The organism is Citrobacter sp. RHBSTW-00524, from assembly GCF_013747755.1.
In the GTDB taxonomy this organism is placed as follows: Bacteria; Pseudomonadota; Gammaproteobacteria; order Enterobacterales; family Enterobacteriaceae; genus Citrobacter; species Citrobacter braakii.
The window spans coordinates 37,833-57,102 of record NZ_CP056422.1; the positions used below are offsets into that span (position 1 = coordinate 37,833).

14 protein-coding genes are annotated in these 19,270 nt (G+C 53.7%); 2 read left to right on the top strand and 12 right to left on the bottom strand.

Annotation, left to right across the window (positions count from 1 at the left end):
• Positions 1–35 precede the first annotated feature (35 nt).
• Complete coding sequence (locus HV229_RS25365) at positions 36–305, top strand: DUF1778 domain-containing protein (protein ID WP_016582626.1); 270 nt, start codon at positions 36–38, stop codon at positions 303–305.
• Positions 306–329: 24 nt separating this feature from the next.
• Positions 330–833: a GNAT family N-acetyltransferase gene (locus HV229_RS25370; protein ID WP_172754447.1), complete on the top strand. Its 504-nt coding sequence runs from the start codon at positions 330–332 to the stop codon at positions 831–833.
• A gap of 27 nt (positions 834–860) precedes the next feature.
• Here HV229_RS25370 and HV229_RS25375 read toward each other — a convergent pair whose 3' ends face one another.
• The 12 genes from HV229_RS25375 to HV229_RS25430 form a co-directional block, all read right to left on the bottom strand.
• Positions 861–1,025 carry a hypothetical protein gene (locus HV229_RS25375; RefSeq protein WP_006812499.1) on the bottom strand — a complete coding sequence of 55 codons (165 nt, stop codon included), beginning with the start codon at positions 1,023–1,025 and terminating at the stop codon, positions 861–863.
• Positions 1,018–1,269 (bottom strand): hypothetical protein, encoded by a 252-nt coding sequence (locus tag HV229_RS25380; protein ID WP_000147960.1) that lies wholly within the window; start codon positions 1,267–1,269, stop codon positions 1,018–1,020. The genes HV229_RS25375 and HV229_RS25380 overlap by 8 nt, the downstream gene beginning before the upstream one ends.
• 1 nt (position 1,270) lies before the next feature.
• Entirely contained in the window at positions 1,271–1,963 is a 693-nt protein-coding gene (locus tag HV229_RS25385; protein WP_006812500.1) for a membrane protein, read from the bottom strand.
• Positions 1,964–1,976: 13 nt separating this feature from the next.
• Positions 1,977–2,300 (bottom strand): hypothetical protein, encoded by a 324-nt coding sequence (locus HV229_RS25390; protein ID WP_000064173.1) that lies wholly within the window; start codon positions 2,298–2,300, stop codon positions 1,977–1,979.
• A 74-nt stretch (positions 2,301–2,374) separates the two neighbouring features.
• The gene (locus tag HV229_RS25395) at positions 2,375–3,163 is read right to left on the bottom strand and encodes a receptor-recognizing protein (protein WP_181547782.1); all 789 of its coding nucleotides are present in this window, start codon (positions 3,161–3,163) and stop codon (positions 2,375–2,377) included.
• Positions 3,164–3,227: 64 nt separating this feature from the next.
• Positions 3,228–7,304, bottom strand: a complete 4,077-nt coding sequence (locus HV229_RS25400; protein WP_181547784.1) for a tail fiber domain-containing protein — start codon at positions 7,302–7,304, stop codon at positions 3,228–3,230.
• A gap of 114 nt (positions 7,305–7,418) precedes the next feature.
• Positions 7,419–12,134 (bottom strand): phage tail protein, encoded by a 4,716-nt coding sequence (locus HV229_RS25405; RefSeq protein ID WP_233622554.1) that lies wholly within the window; start codon positions 12,132–12,134, stop codon positions 7,419–7,421.
• 21 nt (positions 12,135–12,155) lie between these two features.
• Positions 12,156–12,743 (bottom strand): tail assembly protein, encoded by a 588-nt coding sequence (locus HV229_RS25410; RefSeq protein WP_023316017.1) that lies wholly within the window; start codon positions 12,741–12,743, stop codon positions 12,156–12,158.
• Positions 12,731–13,528 (bottom strand): C40 family peptidase, encoded by a 798-nt coding sequence (locus HV229_RS25415; RefSeq protein WP_071692144.1) that lies wholly within the window; start codon positions 13,526–13,528, stop codon positions 12,731–12,733. The genes HV229_RS25410 and HV229_RS25415 overlap by 13 nt, the downstream gene beginning before the upstream one ends.
• A complete protein-coding gene (locus HV229_RS25420) occupies positions 13,521–14,219 on the bottom strand; it encodes a phage minor tail protein L (RefSeq protein WP_016051624.1) in 699 nt (232 codons plus the stop codon). Before HV229_RS25420 ends, HV229_RS25415 begins: the two co-directional genes overlap by 8 nt.
• Before the next feature lie 89 nt (positions 14,220–14,308).
• A complete protein-coding gene (locus tag HV229_RS25425) occupies positions 14,309–14,644 on the bottom strand; it encodes a phage tail protein (RefSeq protein ID WP_000440566.1) in 336 nt (111 codons plus the stop codon).
• Between the two features lie 41 nt (positions 14,645–14,685).
• The gene (locus HV229_RS25430) at positions 14,686–19,269 is read right to left on the bottom strand and encodes a tape measure protein (RefSeq protein WP_131405964.1); all 4,584 of its coding nucleotides are present in this window, start codon (positions 19,267–19,269) and stop codon (positions 14,686–14,688) included.
• Position 19,270: the final 1 nt, after the last annotated feature.

Sequence of the window (19,270 nt, forward strand, 5' to 3'; positions counted from 1 at the left end):
CCTCACAGCTTGGGAAGTGAGGCCAGGAGTAAAGCATGTCAGCACTGAAAAAACAGCGCATCGATCTAAGATTAACTGACGACGACAAGAGCATGATCGAAGAAGCTGCGGCAATGACCAACCAGACTATTACTCAGTTTATGGTTGCCAGCGCCTCTGAACGTGCTGCGGAAGTGATAGAGCAACATCGCCGCTTGATTCTCAGTGAAGAGTCCTGGAATCTGGTAATGGATGCCATCAGTAACCCGCCTGCACCGAACGATAGGCTGAAACGAGCTGCCAAACGTCTACAAAGCATGGAGTAAGACGTGGCCGACCTGACCATAGAGATGTTTTCAGCACAAGCCGTATACGATTTTTCTGGCTTCGACTGCGGCGAACCATCTCTGAATGATTTCCTGCAAAACCGCCTAGTACAGCAACACAACGGGCGTATATTACGCGGCTACCTGCTTCTTACCAAAGATCCGGTGCCGAAAGTTAAGGGTTTTTACACGCTATCCGGGAGCTGTTTTGCAAGACAGACGCTACCATCGAACACCCAGAAGCGGAAAATCCCCTACGCAGATGCACCCAGCGTTACGCTTGGCCGCCTGGCAATAGATATCAGCCTACAGAAACAAGGCTACGGTGAGGTTCTCGTAACGCACGCGTTGAAGGTTGTTTATCAGGCTTCTCGCGCAGTAGGCATATACGCTTTGTTTGTGGATGCACTAAACCAAAGCGCAATGCAGTTCTATCAGAAGTTTGGATTCATCCCTTTGACGGGGGCGAATGCGAACTCGCTTTTCTACCCCACGAAAAGCATTGAAGAGCTGTTTGAAACAGAGTAAACGAAGCCCCTCAATCGAGGGGCTTTTTTAATTCAAGGCTTGTCTGTCCTGCCAGTTACACAATCGCTCTCCCATCGTGTTATGGAAGAGGATCTCACGTTCCGTCTCTTCGGTCATAAAGTCGTCGTTACTGACATAAATAGGGTTTGCTGCATCGCAGAACAGCACGCCGGAAGTCTGTGTCTTAATCACGCAGCCACTTATCATGCAGCTCGCGATGAACAGCAGAAGCATCTTTCCGCCGCACTTCATTAAGTGTCTCATTTTTGACGTCCACTGTGCTTTGAAGCCTTTTCCTGTCCTCCTGTCTGGCCTTCTCTTCGATTGCTTGCCGGGCCGCACGACCTCCCATCGTATAAGCACCGACAAGCACGAAAAGAACGGCAGCCAGAGTCATCAGAGCAAACTTCAGCTTTGAAAATAGGCTGCCGGTCATATCAGACCATCCCGTTCTGGTGTTTTCGCACCTGTGACCAGGCGATAAAGCCAGCCACCACAATGGTCGCGATACCGAAGATGATCCGAACCGTATCACCACTGGTGATGTGTCCCTGCGCCTTGTCCATTGCCGCAGAGACCTGTGGCATGACGTCGGCCAGCTGTGCCAGACCAATTCCCGCCGTAACGGTCGCACCGGCAGTTTCTTTGGTTACAGGAACAGCCTTCACGGTTTTCACCGGCTTAACGACACCAGCGCGACGTAGACCTTCCTCAATAACTTCTGCCGCATACCAGGTGTTCGGCGTTTTGAGCGGGCCACGGCCATTTTCATGACGGATAATCGCCTCCACCAGCGGACGCAGAGTGTCGTAGTCGTGCAGATCGATAATCATGTCCGGGGTCACGCCAACGGCTTTAGATACCTCGTTCACGTAAGCTACGGTGTTGTTTTCATGCGGAGGCGCCCAGCGTTCGATGACTTCGCGGATCGTATCGATGCTGGAGCCATCCTTCGCGCGGCGCTTGTCGTGGTAGGTAATGAGCGTTACTGCCAGCGCTCGAATGCCCCATACGGGATCTTTGAACGTGCAGAAACGCGGTTCGGCAGGGTTGTCAATTAACCCCTGCCACGGCGAACCTTTGTCGAGGTTGCCAGGGTTGTTATTACGAATGCCTCTCGGAGTTTTCATCCTTGATCTCCTGTTATTGCAGTCCATTCTTCACGCCATAAGCGGCCAGACCCAGCAGCAGCGCGGTAATCAGGAACGACGTTATCTTTGAGATAATGCCGCCAAAGAACCCGCTGGAGATGGCGTCTAGTCGATTAAGTAGTTTGTCCAGGTTGGAGTGCTGAATGCTGTGTTGCGAAGGCGTCATATCGCCAAAGTAGGTTTTGAGCTGGTCGTTGACCTCCTGGCCAATTTCCTCACGTAACTCCTTACCTAATTTGCCGACAACTTCACGCGCAACGATAGCGGCAATGCGCTCTACCTGCTCTGGCGTTACGCCTGCCATCTCGTTCGACATTATTTCCTCCATGAATCGTCAAATCGGGATGGCTGTTTTATACCACAAATCACCCTTACATGGTAGGTAAGTACTTACACACGAGCACCATAAATTGCACCGACTTTAGTCCATGTAGGCACGTTCCCCGTGACAGCCTTACCCGCCGCGCCACCTCCGTACATTGTCCCCAATCGTCCAGTGGCAGCGGCACCAGCAGCCCCCACATTACCTCCACTACCGCATGTGTATTGGACAGCAGTAGAGCCGATCAAATATTGAGCGCCAATCCCGGCAGCGGTTAGAGTGCCAGAAGTTGCCGCACGCGAATTTGAAGCTGGTGGCCTTGTAGTGTTTGCAACACCAAACGGGCGACCGCCCCCACCCATACCACCATCGGCTGAGTTACCGCCACCGCCACCGCCACCACCGGCAATAGCGCCGTTATTGGTTATTCTTAAACGGGTCCCAATTCCGTTGTTAATAGCAGTGCCACCGGCAGCACCGCCACCTTTAACGCCACCATTACCGCCACGGCCATAGACAGTTACACCTGCGTTGATTACCAGGCTGATATAAGAGTTGGTAAGCGAACTTGGGAAATCTAAACATGGCACGCCGCTACTGTACGACACCAGATCCCCTGTAATGGTAACAACGACTGGTGTCGCCCCCTGTGATTTTAAATAGTTGATCAGTGTGTCTTTGTTGTAGTTATGATTCGCACCGATGCTGTAATGAATTTCCGTAGAACGACCTGCTAACTGAGACATATTCCCAGCAGCAGACAATTGCACCGCAGTTCGAGCCGCGCTCATCCATCTCTGGCCGGTAACACTAACAGCCGAAGATCCAATCCAACCGGGAACACCGACAATTGGCACACCTAATCTCCTTATTCGATGTGAAAATAGATGATTGGTGGGGAAGCCCCACCAATCGCCTTGATTACATTCTCGCCTTCAGTTCACGCACTTCCTTGCGCAGCTCCTTGACGGCCTCAACCAGCATACCGATAACGCCGTTATAGTTCAGACGCAGACGAGGCTCTCCGGACTGATCGTTATGATCAACCGTTACCAGTTCAGGCTGAACATTCTGGACGTCCTGAGCGATGAGGCCGCCAGACTGCTCATACCGGTCACAGACCTGAATCTCGTACAGAACACCTTCGATCCGATCCAGCTTGTCGAGCGCTCGTTCAATCTTGCGAATATTGCGTTTGCTACGACGGTCAGAGCGGATATAAACGTCATTAAAGCTGCCATTACCGCCACAAACCCAAGTACCATCATTCTGGAGGTATGCGTTCGCATCCGTGCCGTTTGCGGTACGTGAGTTGTTGATCATGTAAAAACCAAACTGACTGTTTCCCAAGCCACCCAAGAAGAATTTGCGATCCGCGTGGTCTTGTCTCAACAACGCTTGTGCAGAGCTTGTACTTACAGCGTTCCTCCCGAAGATGACGTTCTGGTTACGCATATCTATCCACGCGCCAGAACTGCTGTTGATGGAAAAACGGTTGGCGTAAACCCACGCACTTGACGTGATGTCACCCGTTACACTCAACGGCTTAAGGCTTTGCAGCGTGCTATTAACGAACCTAAAAACATGGGCGCTATTGGCGTAAACATCCAGAATGCCATCTCCGTTCTGTTTAAAGCCGGTATCATTATCGCCAAGAACGATTGAATTACCGCCTAACCCGTTTGCAACCCCCAACCCCACACTTCCGTTGATGGTTGCCCCACCACCGATATCAATTCCGTTTGATATTGAAGCACGGCCAGTGGCATTGTTGATGGTTAAAGGACGTAAGCCATTCCAACCGCCATATGCACTGCCAGAATTGGTAAGAAGAAAATAGGTATTTGCACCGTCGTTACGGATAAAGAAACCGTAGTTTCCACTTACAGCCCTGAATTGGCCTCCATCTGTTTTTGCCGAAGTGACCTGGAGTTCCCCGGATGCAGTGATTCCGCCAGAGAGTGAACCGCCAGAAATCGGCAATGCACCGACATCAGCCGCAGTAGGTTTGAGAGCAGTGTTGTAATCTCTGCGCCAGGCAGGGGCATACGCGCTACCGTGATTAATATAGGTGAACTGAGCACAGGCAATCCCACCACCGGTCGTCGTTGTAGGCGTAGTTACTCGGATGGTCATTGCGCCTTCGGTACCTAAAACCTCGATAACTGCACCAGCAAGACAGATATTGCCGACACCTGTATCAGTGATAATTTTATTGTCGGCATATGACCAGGAACCCTTCATCATCCAGTACGGCACTTCGAAAGCACCACGCTCCTTCAGCCATGCGATAAATTCAGCGGTAGTCCAATTACCAGCCCCTGTGCTGTACGACGCGCTAAATGCTTGCGCGGCCCCAACGTCTTTCGCTGTGGGTTTGTGTGCTGTGGTGTAAACCTGTGCCCAATCAGACCAGTTTGCGTCACCGGCATCACGTCGAGATCGCACATATACCGGGGCATGAGCGCCGCTTGTTCCACTCCAACCAACTAAAAGTTCGCCCTCACCAGACGCATAAGCACCTTTCAAGTGAATAACGTTGCCGTAAGCCGTTGGATAGCTATTGTTATAGGCTTCATACATCTGAATGCCAGGCATGGCACCTTGAGTGTTCGAAGCCAGCGCATTAACTCGCCCGCGGGAAACCAACGTCGGGATAGTAATGTTGGCAGAGCCATCGAACATTACGCTGTTGATTGTCCGCGGTGTTTGCAGTTTGGTTGCAGTAGCGGCATTACCAGTGGTGTTCTGATCACCCTGAATATTCACACCAGGTAGGTTGATATCAGCCGAACCGTCAAATCTCACTCCACCGATCTGGCGTGCAGTCTGAAGTACAGTCGCAGTGCTGGCATTACCCACCAGCGAACCGGTAATAGAGCCATCCTGATCAGAAATGACGCGATGGTAGACAGTCCCTTCTACAGCGTCTTCAGGCAGCGTATCCACAACCTCAAGTACTTCCAGAGTTTCGACCACAGCACCGGCAGATTGCAGGTTGACGACCAGCTTCTGAGAGCCAGCACCGGCTTTGAGGTAAATGTCGTAATTATCGTCAGTCGTGTTAACGGTAGCTACAGTCAACACAGCCGAATCCATAGTGCGATAAGCGACCGCATTCAACGATTTCGGATCGCCTGCAGCAGTTCGCAGCACAATATCGGCCATTGCAGCAAGCCCTGGCTGCCCGGCTTCGTACCCTGCCCCGCCGATCACTTCGATGTATACGGTGCTGGTCGACTGTGGCATACGTGCCGTGGACACTTTCACCCACTTCGGCGCATCGGTAGCCATGTCCATTTCAGCCGAAGTCCCTTTCCATTTCACACTGGCAACACTGGCCTGGGCGTTCTGGGCGTACTCATAAGCCTTCGTTTCTGATTCTTTGGCATTCAGTTCAGAAGTTTTCGCCCCGGCAGCCGCATCGGTCGCCTCAGTTGCTTTCGTGGATGCCAGAGCAGCAGAGTCAGAGGCTTCTTTGGCTTTAGCTTCAGCCACTGCCATCGCTTCGGTCGCAGTCGTTGCGGAAGCAGCAGCCTCACCTGCGGATTTGGCAGCAGCTGTTGCAGATCCTTCAGCGGCGGTCTCAGCAGACTTCGCGTTGGTTTCAGAGGTTTTGGCGGCTGCGGCAGATGCCTCAGAAGCTGTCGCCTGTTCACTGGCAACGTTGGCCTTCTCTGTTGCAGTTGTGGCCGAATCGGCAGCCGCGGTAGCGGATTTGCTCGCAGCATCAGCACTGCCAGCTGCGGCAGCGGCACTTTCCACTGCGTGGGCTTCTGAGTTCTGGGCAGCCGCTTTTGATGCTTCGGCAGCCGTTGCGCTCTCCGATGCAGCTGTCTCGGACGCCTTTGCATTGGTCTCCGAAGTTTTTGCCTTCTGTTCGCTGGACGCAGCAGCATTTTTACTCGCTAAAGCGGCGTCAGCAGACTCACCTGCAGCGGTGGCGCTTTCGGAAGCGGCGTTCGCGCTGGATGCGGCAGCTGACTCGCTGGCAGCAGCAGCCTTCTGTGATGCGTCGGCGTTGGTTTCTGACGTTTTGGCAGCCGCAGCACTTGCCGCCGACTCACCGGCGCTCGAAGCAGCATGGGTTTCTGATTCCTTAGCCGCATTTTTTGAGGCCAGCGCATCAGCTGCACTGCCAGCGGCGGCCTGCTCTGAGGCAGAGGCATTGGTTTCAGAGGTTTTGGCAGCAGCAGCAGAGTCAGACGCAGCAGACGCTGAAGCAGAGGCTTCGGACGCGCTGGTCGCAGCCTGAGTTTCAGATGCTTTCGCCGCATCTTTGGATGCCGCGGCACTCGTGGCTGATTCTCCCGCTTCAGTCGCTTTGGTAGACGCTGTCGCGGCAGACGCAGCAGCTTCTACCTTGAAGCTCTCAGCATTGGTTTCAGACGTTTTGGCAGCGGAAGCGCTTGCACCGGCAGCGTTTTCTGATGCAGCAGCTGCGGCAGCACTCTGGCTTGCTTCGGTGGCTTTGGTAGACGCTGTATTGGCGCTTTCCGCAGCGGCCGCGGCACTGGCAGCAGCTTCCCTGGCCTTGTCGCCAGCGGCATTGATAACGTCGGCGTTATCCGTATACCATTTCTGGTTTGCGTTATGCTCATCGACGATCTGCGTCAGCGACTTCACGGTCACTTCCGTACCGTCTTCACGCTCAAGCGTTACCTCATCAACTGCCGTCAACCAGGTGCGCATCGTCTTCGAGTCGGCTGACATTCGGGTCATGAGCGCGGTAAAGCGTGCGCTGAACTGCGTTAAGTCGCCTTCATAGGTTGTGATGATGCGGCACGGAACGTCCGTCTGGGTCTCGCCCGTGTACGGCTCCGCGAGAATCAGGCTTGTGTCGCTGATTACACGCTTAATTTCGTACAATTTGTTGTCAGGGCCGATGACGATCATGCCCGGCAGAACGCCGTTGGCGGTCACATTCCAGTACGTGCCAGTGCCAGAAAGTGCGTCACTTCCCTGTGTAAATGTGATAGTACCTTCCCTGTACCACATATTCTCTCCTTGAAAGGACGGGCATCCATGCCCGCCATAAGTAAGTACATACCTATATTACTTGTTATAAAAACGCTTTTCTACACTGCATAAAATAACAATTAACGCATTGAGTTAGCTAATAACAATACCTGAAGTACTCTTTTTAACGACTATCACTAATAGGTCGCTGACACGAGATCGAGGCCAACCTCCACTGTTTCCTCTTGTACTTGCAGTAAATGTCAGTGTTTTGGCACCACGACCTGCAGGCATGTCAAAAATCGCATTATAACATTCCTGCTTCCCTGAACTTGTTGCCTGATAAATCAGTGACCCGTTATGAGTAACTTTAAAAGTACATTCATCCCAGACATCGTTACTCGTATTACTTTCATATGAGCTTCCCGAAAATAAAATGGGTGGAATAATTATCTGTCGGTCAAAAGATTGATCGTCATGAACAGTGACGGTCAGACTTCCGTTAGCATATAAATACTCCCCTGTTGTCGGGTTTTTAAAGTGAGGAAACTCCCTACCCGCTGCTTTAACAACATCGCCTATGATCTTTTCAGCTCTTAGCGTGCCATTAATGATACATGTGTCAGCGATAGTGACGTGGTTCAGCGTGCCAGAATTAGCATCTACATTTCCCCTGAATGTTCCGTTGCAAAACTCGGCTGTTCCATCTTTACGAATACTCCATCCGGATCTTCCTGAAACATAGTCATTTGACTGAATCACGTTGCCAATCTTGGCATTACTGATCGTCCCGTCTTTAATCCATGCTCCATTCATATAAGCAACACCGTTCTCTATGACAAACGGCGTGGTGATCTTCCCGTTTACGGAGTTTACCAGGCCAAAACGGTCTGCCTGAACCAAAAACTGCGATAGACCGGTGCTGTCGATACCCAGCGCGATACCTGCAACGTACTTCTGGCCGCCACTGGTAGACGTTTCCATCTTCAGCGTCCAGGCAGCAGAAACCTTCTTATCGGTATCAGCAATGGCCTTCGCCTGCTCCTGGATGAGAGCCGAGTTACCATCAACTTCAGCCTTAACCGTATCAATTCTCTTACCGAGAGCACCGTCAGCGTTTGCACGCGCGGTGGCTTCGGATGTGATAGCAGCGTTGATATCTTTGCCGGTCTGAGCCTGAAGATTGGTGATCTGCCCGGCCAGAGCAGAGTCGGCATCGGTACGCGCTTTCGTCTCCGTGGCAACGGCAGCCTTGATGTCCTCTGCCGTCTGAGCCTTCAGCGAACTGATCTGCGAAGCCAGAGCACCATCTGCATCGGTTCGAGCCTGGGTCTCTGCCGCAACGGCTGCTTTGATATCCTCACCAGTCTGGGCCTTCAGTTGGGTGATTTGCTTCGATAGCGCCTCATCCGCTGTGGCTCGGGCAATCTGCTCTTCAGTGAGTGCCGCGCTGATATCCCCTTCAACTTTCGCCTGCAACGTGGTGATCTGACGAGAAAGCGCTTCGTCCGCAGTCGCACGCGCCTCTTGTTCAGCAACAATGGCCGCTGAGATATCGTCGTTGAGCTGGGCTTCCAGCTTGGAGATATGCGTCGCAATAGCCTTATCAGCCTCTACGCGAGCCGTTGTCTCTTCCAGAATCGATGCCCGGATGTCCTCACCAATTTCTGCGCGGATCTCTTCCACTTTTGAGGCCATTGCAGACATATCGTCGGCAAACGTCTTCTGAGTGGTGGCGATCTTCGCGTTATTGACCATTTGCTTGTGCTGGTCTTCATCCTGACGCAGAGCGAGGTCAATATTGGTTTTGGCCAGAGCCTCGATATTGGTCGATACTTCCGCGCTGGCGCGTTCGACTTCGGCAACGGTCTTTTTCATCTCTTCGACGGCGGCAACGCTGTCATCGACGGAGGATTTCATTGCCTCAATCTGTTTGGCATTTGCCTTATCGCCTTCGACACGGGCTTCACGCTCTTCAGCAATCAGCGCGGAGGCATTGTCGAGCGCAGCGTGTGCCGCTTCCACAGCACCTGCAACGGCTTTGCCCTGCTCGGAAACGGTCTCCTGCAACTCAACCAGAGCCGCATTAGAGTCCTCAACCTGTTGCAGCGCGTCGTTGACCTTGTCCAGCGTGCCAGAGACTTCATTTTTGAGGTCGTTCTGGGCCTGTTCAAGCCGACCGCTGGTGTCTTCCAGTTTGCTGTCCAGATCGGCAACGGACTGATCAAGCTCTTTCAGGCTTTCTTCCATCTGTTTGTTGATGGCGTCGACCGCATCCTGAGAGGCTTTAGAGTCGATTTCCTCCAGCAGCTCCTGTCCCAGCTCGGAAGAGGTGATCTTCCCGGTAAGGAATGAGAGGACGTCTCGCGTCATCGCTTCCGTACCCAGATTGGAGTTCGGCGGGCTTAACATGCCACGCTTGTTCACCGCGCGAACCCAATAGTACCAGGTCTCGCTATCCCCAAGACCGGCATGGGTGAACGTGGTGCTGGCAGCCTCTGCAATCAACTTTGCCGTTTCCAGATCGTTGGTCTGGGAGGCGTACACGTTGATGTGATCGAGGTCGATTGAGTCCGGGTTGACCCAATTCAGAATCACGTTGCGGTAGTCACCAACGGCCGTCAGAGAGGTAGGAGAGCCTGGCGGCGTCATCGTACCTTTCACCTGGTAAACGGTACTGATGATGTCCGTCTTCTTGCCGCTGAACGAAACCGCATAGAGCTGAATGTCGTATTGGCCATTCTCGGCAATATTGAGGATCTCGAACTGCTCTTCGGTAACGCGTGCGGACTGCCAGTTAGAGACGTTGTTCTCATCGGAACGACGCCAGCTGATCCAATATTCCGCAGACTTACCTTCCCAGGTGGCAACGAGCTTGATTGAGAGGTTGCCCGGACTGGAGATATACGTCCCTTCCGTCACCTGCAGGTTGGTCGGCTTCGAATAAGTCGGGTCGAGAACGGTGTTGTTCTCGGGGATCAGCGTCGCGCCGTTGTCGATGGCTTCGTACTTCGATGCGTTATTCTGGACAACGGTAACGTCAAACGTCCCCTGAGCCTCGCCCTGGGCAACGTTGATAACACGCACGCGCATTGGTTCCAGATCTGGCTCGGTAATCGTCCAGACGCCATTCATAACCGGCATATCACCAGAATTGAGCGCTTTGGAGAAGGTTACTTTGGTAATGTCTTCCCCGGTCTCAAGAATATCGCGCTCAACGATTTCTCCTTCCTGATTCAAGATCCGGATGTAGCTACCAGCCTTATTCAGCGTAACCGGTGCGTCGAGAGTGATGCTGTTCTTTGTGAACGCCACAATGCGGCCAGAGTTGCGTTTACCAGCACGGTATTTGTTCTGAATCAGCACCGTTTCGCCCGGCATCAGGAAGGAAGCATCCAGCCCTGCCGTAAAGCTGATAACGTCGGACTCCATGCGTGCGGTATACAGCAGCCACAGACCGACACGATGCGCCTGGCCACGGCTTGTACAGCCGAACGCAACCACTTCGGTTTTGCGCTCGCCATAACGACGCATCGCCTCCTGGTCTTCGACGTACTCGATGTTCTGCTTGTAGCCGTCTTCCTTGTTGTTGTAGGTCACAAGAGCCACTGACGGACGGTCTTTACGCGCAGATCCCTTGTAACTGAACATGCCATCTTTGACGTTCGCGTTGGTGAACATCATGACCGGATCTGACGGACTATCCTGCATGACGTTAACCATGCCGCCAGCCCAGAAGACCATTCCGCGGAAGGCGCCAGCGATATCCTGAATCAGTCGGTACGCATCCTGACGGCTGGTGATCTGGGTGTTGATAGCGAAGCGCTTCTCTTTGCCACCGAAACCATCGTCAATCTCTTCGTCGCAGTAGCGCCCAATCTGGTAGATCTGCCCGAGGTCAATCATGGACTCAGAAACGTACTGCCCCAGGCCATAACGGGCGTTGGTAAGCAGGTCGAAGAGAATCCAGGCAGGGTTGGAAGATGACAACAGCTTGAATGTGCCATCCCATACGCCGATATAGGTGTTTGTGTGCTCGTCGTAGTTGGACGGGACTCGGATCTTAAGGCCACGCACCAGATACGAACGAGACGGCATCGAGCTGCCGAACTGCTCTGAGTTGACCTTGAGACCAACCAGCGCGGAGTTCGGGTAGTTCATCGGCGTATCAACAATCTCACCGATAGAGTCCACCCACGTATCGTTAAAGATGTACTGAGTGTTGCTGTCATCGGTCAGACGAAGCACGCGAACCTTGTAGGCACGACCTGGCTTGGGCAGTTTTAGCTCATAGCTGCGGTAGTAGACGCCCGTCTTTTTTGCCGTCAGCGTAATTTCGGAAGTGCTCTCCCCTTCTGCGATGGCGTCCTTGAAGGCATTATCGCCATTGGCAATCTGGAATTTGTAATTCACGGTCGTACCGTTGGTATCACCGGTCTTTTTGTCGATGCTACGCAGAGACGGGAACTTAAGAATGACGCGGACACGGTCTGCCTCATCGTTATCGATGGCAATCGTAACGTCGTGCATTCTTTTCAACTGGATGTTGACTGACTTCGGCGTTTCAACGAAATCGAACCCGGACATCGGCGTCTGGTCTTGTGAACCATCGCGGAAGTCCCACGTGATACCGCTAAAGTTTGGAGACCCGTCTTCGTTAAGGATTGGCAGATCATCAACGAAGATCGACTTTGCGCCATCCACCAGCCCGCCAATGACACCCTCCCCGAGCAGGTCGAGGATGGACGCCATAGCACGCGAGTTTACGGTATCGTCGGCTTCAACCGGCGTGCGGCTGGAGCCACTGCTTTTCTTACCGCCAGCACCTGCAATCAGGAGAGGCAGTCTCTTCTTCTTGAACTGTTCCATGTTCAAAAATTTCCCTTCTTACTAAAGCTGGTCGATGGTGATCGAAGAACTCACAACCTGTGAGCCGACCAGAATTTCCTCGCCATAAATGAGCTGAACCGGGTTGCCCTGGTTAGTGGTGTTTTGTGGCCCGTCGAAATAAAACGAGTTCGAGTTATCTGCCTGCCTTACGCTGTCATTGGTCGCCTGGGGCGAAATTAACTGCGAAATACCTCCCATCATTAGCGACAAGCCGAGCGGGGCCAGCGCTGGGAACCAGAATGAGGCAACCATGACGAGTGCCCCTACGACTGTCTGGAACCAACCAAAAGCCTTACCGCCACTACCGCGAGGAACCGGCGTGATGCGGATCTTCGCGATGTTGTCGGACTGCCCCATCATTTGAAACTCGCTCTCATCAACCGACCACTTATGCCCCTGCTTATTGGTGATCTGGATGTGGTAACTGTCGTAGGTCTTCATGTTGCGTTTCATCCAGGCTTTTAAGCCCGGACGGTTGGCTTCGACCAAATCCAACGCCTGTTTGGTGTTGCGCACTTTTAAATGCCAGTGGCGGCCGAAATGTCTGGCCATCGGGCCACCAAGTTGCACATGAACTAACTCAGACACGTTTCATCTCCCTTGAGTAAGTCTCTGTGACGCAGGTGGTGCGTCGTGTGTTTCTGGTACATGCCACCGTAATAAGCGCGACAGCTCAGACGGTCGATCTGGTGGTGCAGGATCATTCCGTCTCCGATGTACACCGCGCAGTGGTCAGGCATCTTTCCGTACTGAATGAAGAAGACGTCACCACGCTGGGGTTCCGTCCCCGGCGCCAGACGAACAAGCCCTTCATTGCGGTAGTTCTGATCGAGAATGTCGGTATCGCCCGTGTACCACGATGGAATATGCAGGTGCGGGTTTGGATTCAACTCGACGTTGAACTCACGCTTCAGGTAGTCGCGGCACAGCATCCAGCAGTCGAAGACACCAAACACATAGGGCCGCCCCAGATAAGGCATCTCAAAGCCGTCTGGGGTGATCACATTCATCTCACTGAAGTGAAATGGCGCATCGCCCTCGACGTTCTTCCGAACAGCCAGAATCAGCCACGGAACTTCCGTTGCCTCGCATCCGGCGCGGTCGGCGTCTGACGCTTCAGCTGATTCGTCAGTGTGGGAGTGCCAGATGGCAACCACGTCTCCCGCATCTTCCGCTGCGATAATGTCGTCAGCGTGCATAACAAACGTGTTTTCCGGGTTTTCCGACACGTTCCGGGCTTCCATGAAGCGATATTTCTCGCCAGTGGTACGTACCAGAAAGCCACACGCTTCGTTCGGGTAGCGTTTGATGGCTGTCAGATAGATTTCCTGCATAACGTCCGAACCAAGCTCAGGGAAAGCTCTATTACCCATAACGCGTTGCTCCAATGAACCCGCCAAAGTGGATTACGCCATTGGCAAAGTAGTTACGGCGTGCGTTGCATGAGTCGTAGCGTTTCGTGCAGTAATCCGCGCCTGACATGGTGGTTTGCTGGTTGTTTTTGTCGAAATAGGGGCCGGTGTAGCCGCACTCTGGACCGCGGTATTTCCACGGGCAGGTGTTTTTGATGATCTGGCGGTACGGCAGCTGCACGCCCATCAGATCGAACACACTCGACAGCTCAAACTCGACAACCTCATGGGTTTCGAGAGTCTTCTGTTCGATGAACCACATCTCATCCGGGAAGTGCTGATTTGGATCTGCGGTTGGATTCCCGTCTTTGAAGTTGGCCGCGTCGAGAAAACGCGCCAGCGTCATCTTGCGGATGATGCGACAGCCAACCAGATCGTCGTTTGCCTGAACTTCAGCGGAGACAGTTCCGGCAAAGTTGGAGACCTGGATTTTTGGACGCGGCAAAGTACCCTGACCAGTCTTATCAAAGCCTGACGCCTTGATTGGCCACGGTTCGTAGGACACGCCTTGCCAAACGACTGGCTCCATCAGTTCGTTTGTACCAGCGTGGAAAAACAGCTTGCCCCCAGAGGTGGTGTTCGACATATCAAGTTCGAACAGCTCAATGAGCGCGGAGGGCGACAAGCTCTGAATATCAGCTTTAATACCCATCGTTTCTTCCTTGAAATAAAGAGGCGCCAACATCCTGTCAGCGCCTATAGATAATAGTAAATAAGTGCTTACTTATCTAGTGGGTTGAATTATCCTTCATAAATTTGTCGGAAGGTCGCAGTGAGAACGAGATAGCCCTGGTAACGCTTCACAGTATGGCTGTCGCACACCACAACCATCTTTTTGCCACGAGGGTTCGTCCAGTAGAACGACTCAACGGCCGCGCGTGCCGTCAAAAAGTCATCGACGGCATTAATAACGTCGTAAGAGCGCGTAAATGTCAGGCTCCACTCTTCTTTAATGCGATTGAGACCTTTGGCCTGGCGCTGTTCGTAATCGTCACCGAAATTCAGCACCGTCACGTTAGGCTTCACGGTCTTTTCCGACTCGTAGTCGGGATACCAGTTAAAAGTCAGTCTTTCCATCTCACATCCTTGTGAGGCTGCCCCTTCCGGGGCAGCCGTGGTTAGTTACGTTGAGAGTTAGGGTTGAGCGAACCGCCTGGCCGCTTCTCCTGAGCGATGGTTTCAAGCGCGATCGCCTTCATGCGCTGCGCTGCCTGACTCCATGCGCCTTCGGAATTGCTGTTCTCCGAAACACTGCCGTCGCTGTTGACGTTGATCTCAATGCTGACAGGTGAGAAAACGCCGCCACCGCCGCCTTTAACACCCTCTGCGTTGAGCGTAACCGGGATGGAACGCCCATCCGGAAGCGGAACGTAGGCTTCGTTCATATCCCCTTCACCAAACAGCGCCAGCTGTGGAGAGTCAGCGATGCCACCTTTCTGGTACGCACGCAGCGGAACCACGCCGTCTTTCCCGAAAATGCCGCCTTTGGCGAACTTCGGAATTGCCGGGATGCCGCCAGTACCATCAGATGCCGATCCGGTGAGATTGTTGAACCCGGAGTTAGAGCCGGAGGAACCCGATCCGATGTTGTCGAAGCCACCACCAGCCCAGGCAGACACCAGCCCAGAGGCAATGGTAGCGCCGAAGCTCAACCACTTATTGCCAGAGCCGGACATGTTTGCTCCCAGCATGGCAAACGCGGCAGAAAGCGCCCCCGTGACAGAGCTAAGGTTCTGCATGGAGAAGATGGATGTCTTCACCGCTTTGGTTTCCGCGTCTTTGGCTTCAGTACTGGTGAACAGTCCATTCACCCAGCTGCCGATCGCGTTGGTTGCAGAGCCAATCGCGCTGGTCGTCTGCTGAGTGGTCTGCCCCAGACCGGAGACCGAGCTGGAGGTCTCTTTCGTCGCCTCACCCACGCTCTTATCGCCGTTGACCGCATTCATCCGGACGCCCTGGTTGGCAACCGCTGATGCGACACCAGAAAGCAGATTGCCGCTCTGAGAGCTGCCCGCTGCCGTCGTTCCCATCCCCAGCATGTTCATGAGAGGCAGGGTGATCTGCGTCTTCACAACCATGTTGGTGATGTCGCGGAGGATGGATTCTGCCAGGCTGGAGAAGTCCATTTTCCCCTTCATGACGAAGTCGGTCAGCGTATCCGTCATGTTGCTGAACAGGTTGCTCCAGCTGTTTTCCAGCTGATCGGCCAGATTCTCGTACTCAAGCGCCAGCTTCTGTGTCGCCGTACCCGTCTCTTTGATGAGAGCGGTGTTGCCTGCCGCCACCAGCTGGTTAATCTGCTTGGTGTAAAGCGCCACGATTTTCGGATCAGAAGCCTGGTCACGCAGATCCATCAACGCTTTCAGGTTACGGTTGTAGGTGTCGTTGAAATCGGCCACCTTCTCTTCACGAGACGGCTTGTAACCCGCGCTGATGATGGAATCGGATTCCGGCGCCCAGGTGGAGATCATCTGCTCGACGTTGCGGCGGTTGAACATCTCGCGATAGTCGTCGCTCGCGTTAGCCAGGTCAGCCAGGCGTGACTTGGCTTTGTCGATCATCTCCTGAGTGATGAACTCATTCGGTACGGCGTTGGCCAGTTCGGTCAGCGATTTGGTGGTATCGCGTAGAGACTGGTCAAACGACACGGTCGCTTTAGAGCTTTCACCCATCTGCCCCATAAGCTGATCGGCTTTATCCAGCGCTTTCTGGTAGCCGGCCGCCAGCTTACGCTGCGCATTTTCTTCCTTCCGTGCGGCACGCTGAGAAGCATTGGCAGTACGCTGCCCGGCTTTTTCCGCAGCTGCGGCGTCCTGCTCACGCGCTTTGGTTAGTGCGGCGATCGCTGCTGCACGTTCCTCGTCGCTCATTTTCTCCAGAGAGCTGGCGCTGGAGGCTTTCTGCAGGTTCAGTTGGGTTTTGAGCTGCTTCGGCCCAATGATCGGCTTACCTTCGAAGTCCAGCATCGCCGTACCGTCTGGCAACGTGCGCTGATAGGTTGCGGAGTCCATCTGGTTGCGCATGTACTGCGCCAGAGCTTTCTGGGCCGCCTTGTCGCTCGTACCAAGCCCCAAAACGGTTCCCTGGTTGGACATGACACCCTTACCAGTTTTGGCAGCGTTATCACGCTCAAACTCGGCCTGAGTCAACTCCTGAGCGACAGCTTCCAGATGCTCCTGATAGCCTCGAATACTGCCTTGTAGCTTCTGAATCTGCTCGGTATTGCCCTCTTTCTTCGCTTTTTCGAGCAGATCGTTGTAGTGGGCAATCTGCTTCTCGGTCGCGTTTTTACGGGAGGACAGTGAATCGACCAGTTTTTGCGCCGGTTCCAGGTATGACTTGTTCACCGTTTCACGGAGCGGTGCGAGAAGTTTGTTCTTCTCATCGTCAGACAGTGATTTGTCGTCATTGATTTTCTGGATCTTGTCCAGAGCCTCCTGACGTGCTTTCACAAATGTCGCAGAGAAGACCTGATTGTCGGCCCGGATTTTCTCAATCTGGGATTCTGCTGCCTCTTTAGCCAGACGTTTGGCTACAGCCCCGTCACCCAGCGCAATGGTGCCGGTAATCTTCTGGTACTCTTCCTGATTCTTCTTCAGGCGAGCCTCGATATCGGCTTTTGACTCTTTGTGAGTGACAGCGCCAACAGAGTTGGACACATAGCTCACGCTTTCGCCTGTTTTGAGCGCTCGCTGGTCTGCGATGATCTCTTTTTCGAGCTTTTCCGCACGCTCTGCCATCTGCGCACGTTTGGCCGCCGTCATCGCTTCCGGGATTTTGCGGATCTCGTCAACGACTTTTGACGTTTCGCTGCGGAGCATGGTCATATACGTGATAAGACCGGCTACAGCCACGGTAGCGACGGTGAACGCTGCACCAATGGGGTTTGCTGCGATGAACGCAGTTAGCCCAGCGAATGCCCCCTGTAACCCCGTGATCGCGCCACGGATAGCGAAGATCAGCGATGGGATTGGAGCCAGACCCATACGAGCCGCACGATTAAAGCGGGTGACAGCTGTCGCGCCCAGATTGAACGGCGCCTGGATGACAGTCGACATCGTCGCAAACGTGTTAACCATCTGCCCGGCAGTGCCAATCACGCCCATGATGCCCGCACGCATCAGTTTGAACGCCACCATAGCGGCCACTACTTTGCCCAGGTTGACAATCAACTCCTGGTTTTTCGCCAGCCACTGCGCCAGCTCACGTAAGCTGTCGATTGCGGTGGTAAGTCCGGAACCCAGCGAGTTAGCGAACGAAATGCCCTCTGCGCTATTCATGATGGAGGCCAGCTCTTTCATCCCCTTTGAGAGAGAATCCAGATAGCCCGCCTGACCGACACGATCGGCAAACAGCGTAAAGGAGGTTTGCAATTGCGCCAGCGCACCAGTGTAGGTTTGCATCATGTCTTTGGCGGCGTTTTCGTTCTCCGCACGCAGACCAACGAACATCAGCGATAGCGCCTGTTTCGCTTCCACAGTACCGGTGGAGACTGCTTTGGTCAGTTCCCCCATAGTGATACCGGCAGCGTCTGCCATCGCCTTCATCGCGTTAGGAACGGCTTCACCTAATTGCTGACGCAGTTCTTCCATCGACACGACGCCCTTACCGGACATCTGCTGGACAGCCACGGCAGCACGTTTAAGCAGCTCGCTATCGCCGCCGAAGCGTGCAACGGAGTCCACCAGTGCTTTCAGCGATCCGTCAGTAGGATCGAGACCTGCCGAGCGGAATTTAACGAAGGAATCGGTCAGCGCCTGCATCGCAAACGGGGCGTTTTGCGCCATATCCACGATGTACTGCATATCCTCTGCGGCTGCTTTACCAGGGTTGGCCTTGTCCTTGTTCAGCCCGCGCAACATGACGCGCATACGCTCCATTTCGGAGGCGGCTTCGACGATTGGCTTCTGCCAGCCAAACAGGATGTCAGTTACCGTTCTTGCCGCATCACCAATCTCGCCCAGCAGGAAAATATTGCCGCGCAGACCAGAGAACATGCCATTTTCAGCACCGCGCCCGCCGTGGCCATTTGTACCGCCACGTCGACCACCGCCACCATTACCACCGCCCTCACCGTAGCCGCTGGTGCGCACACGTACCGGCTTGCTGATCAGTTGCTGGCGGCCAATCACGGCATCCATCTGATCGCGGACTTTCTTCAGCCCCTCGGCAGCCTGGCTCGTTGTGACGCCCCAATTACTGAGACGCTTCGTCGTGGTGTTAAGGCGCGTATTCATGCCACTCACGGATGAAGAGGCTTCTTTTACTTCCGTACCGAAGCGGCTGGCGCTCTTGCCAGCGAACGTTGCCCAATCGGAAAACTCGTTGAGTTCAGACTGAACCTTGCGCAGCGATGTGGTGAGTTTATTAACGGATGAGGTGGTTGTGTCGACGCGCTCAATCAGGGTTTTGAGACCTGAGTTGAGGCTGGTAATGTTGCCTCGCGTCTTGCGCGAAACATCAGACACAAGCTCGAAGCCGGCAGCTACATCCTGTAGTTTGTCTGCCGTGGCATCGAGCTTGGACTCCAGAACGCCGATGATGCGGGAGACCGAACCCAACGAGCGTTCCAGATTGTTAATTTTCTGAGCGGGCTTTGTGGCCTGCTCCCCGAATCTGGTAAGTAGCTTACCCGCCCGGTCGATTGACGCTGTAAACTGCTTGTCTTCCAGCGACAGGATAAACTCTACGTTTTGTGACATT

Excerpts from the sequence above, each read along its gene's own strand:
- HV229_RS25400 (WP_181547784.1), bottom strand. The coding sequence starts at position 7,304 with ATGTGGTACAGGGAAGGTACTATCACATTTACACAGGGAAGTGACGCA.
- HV229_RS25420 (WP_016051624.1), bottom strand. The coding sequence starts at position 14,219 with ATGGGTATTAAAGCTGATATTCAGAGCTTGTCGCCCTCCGCGCTCATT.
- HV229_RS25365 (WP_016582626.1), top strand. The coding sequence starts at position 36 with ATGTCAGCACTGAAAAAACAGCGCATCGATCTAAGATTAACTGACGAC.
- HV229_RS25380 (WP_000147960.1), bottom strand. The coding sequence starts at position 1,269 with ATGACCGGCAGCCTATTTTCAAAGCTGAAGTTTGCTCTGATGACTCTG.
- HV229_RS25415 (WP_071692144.1), bottom strand. The coding sequence starts at position 13,528 with ATGGGTAATAGAGCTTTCCCTGAGCTTGGTTCGGACGTTATGCAGGAA.
- HV229_RS25405 (WP_233622554.1), bottom strand. The coding sequence starts at position 12,134 with ATGGAACAGTTCAAGAAGAAGAGACTGCCTCTCCTGATTGCAGGTGCT.
- HV229_RS25425 (WP_000440566.1), bottom strand. The coding sequence starts at position 14,644 with ATGGAAAGACTGACTTTTAACTGGTATCCCGACTACGAGTCGGAAAAG.
- HV229_RS25370 (WP_172754447.1), top strand. The coding sequence starts at position 330 with ATGTTTTCAGCACAAGCCGTATACGATTTTTCTGGCTTCGACTGCGGC.
- HV229_RS25430 (WP_131405964.1), bottom strand. The coding sequence starts at position 19,269 with ATGTCACAAAACGTAGAGTTTATCCTGTCGCTGGAAGACAAGCAGTTT.
- HV229_RS25385 (WP_006812500.1), bottom strand. The coding sequence starts at position 1,963 with ATGAAAACTCCGAGAGGCATTCGTAATAACAACCCTGGCAACCTCGAC.
- HV229_RS25390 (WP_000064173.1), bottom strand. The coding sequence starts at position 2,300 with ATGTCGAACGAGATGGCAGGCGTAACGCCAGAGCAGGTAGAGCGCATT.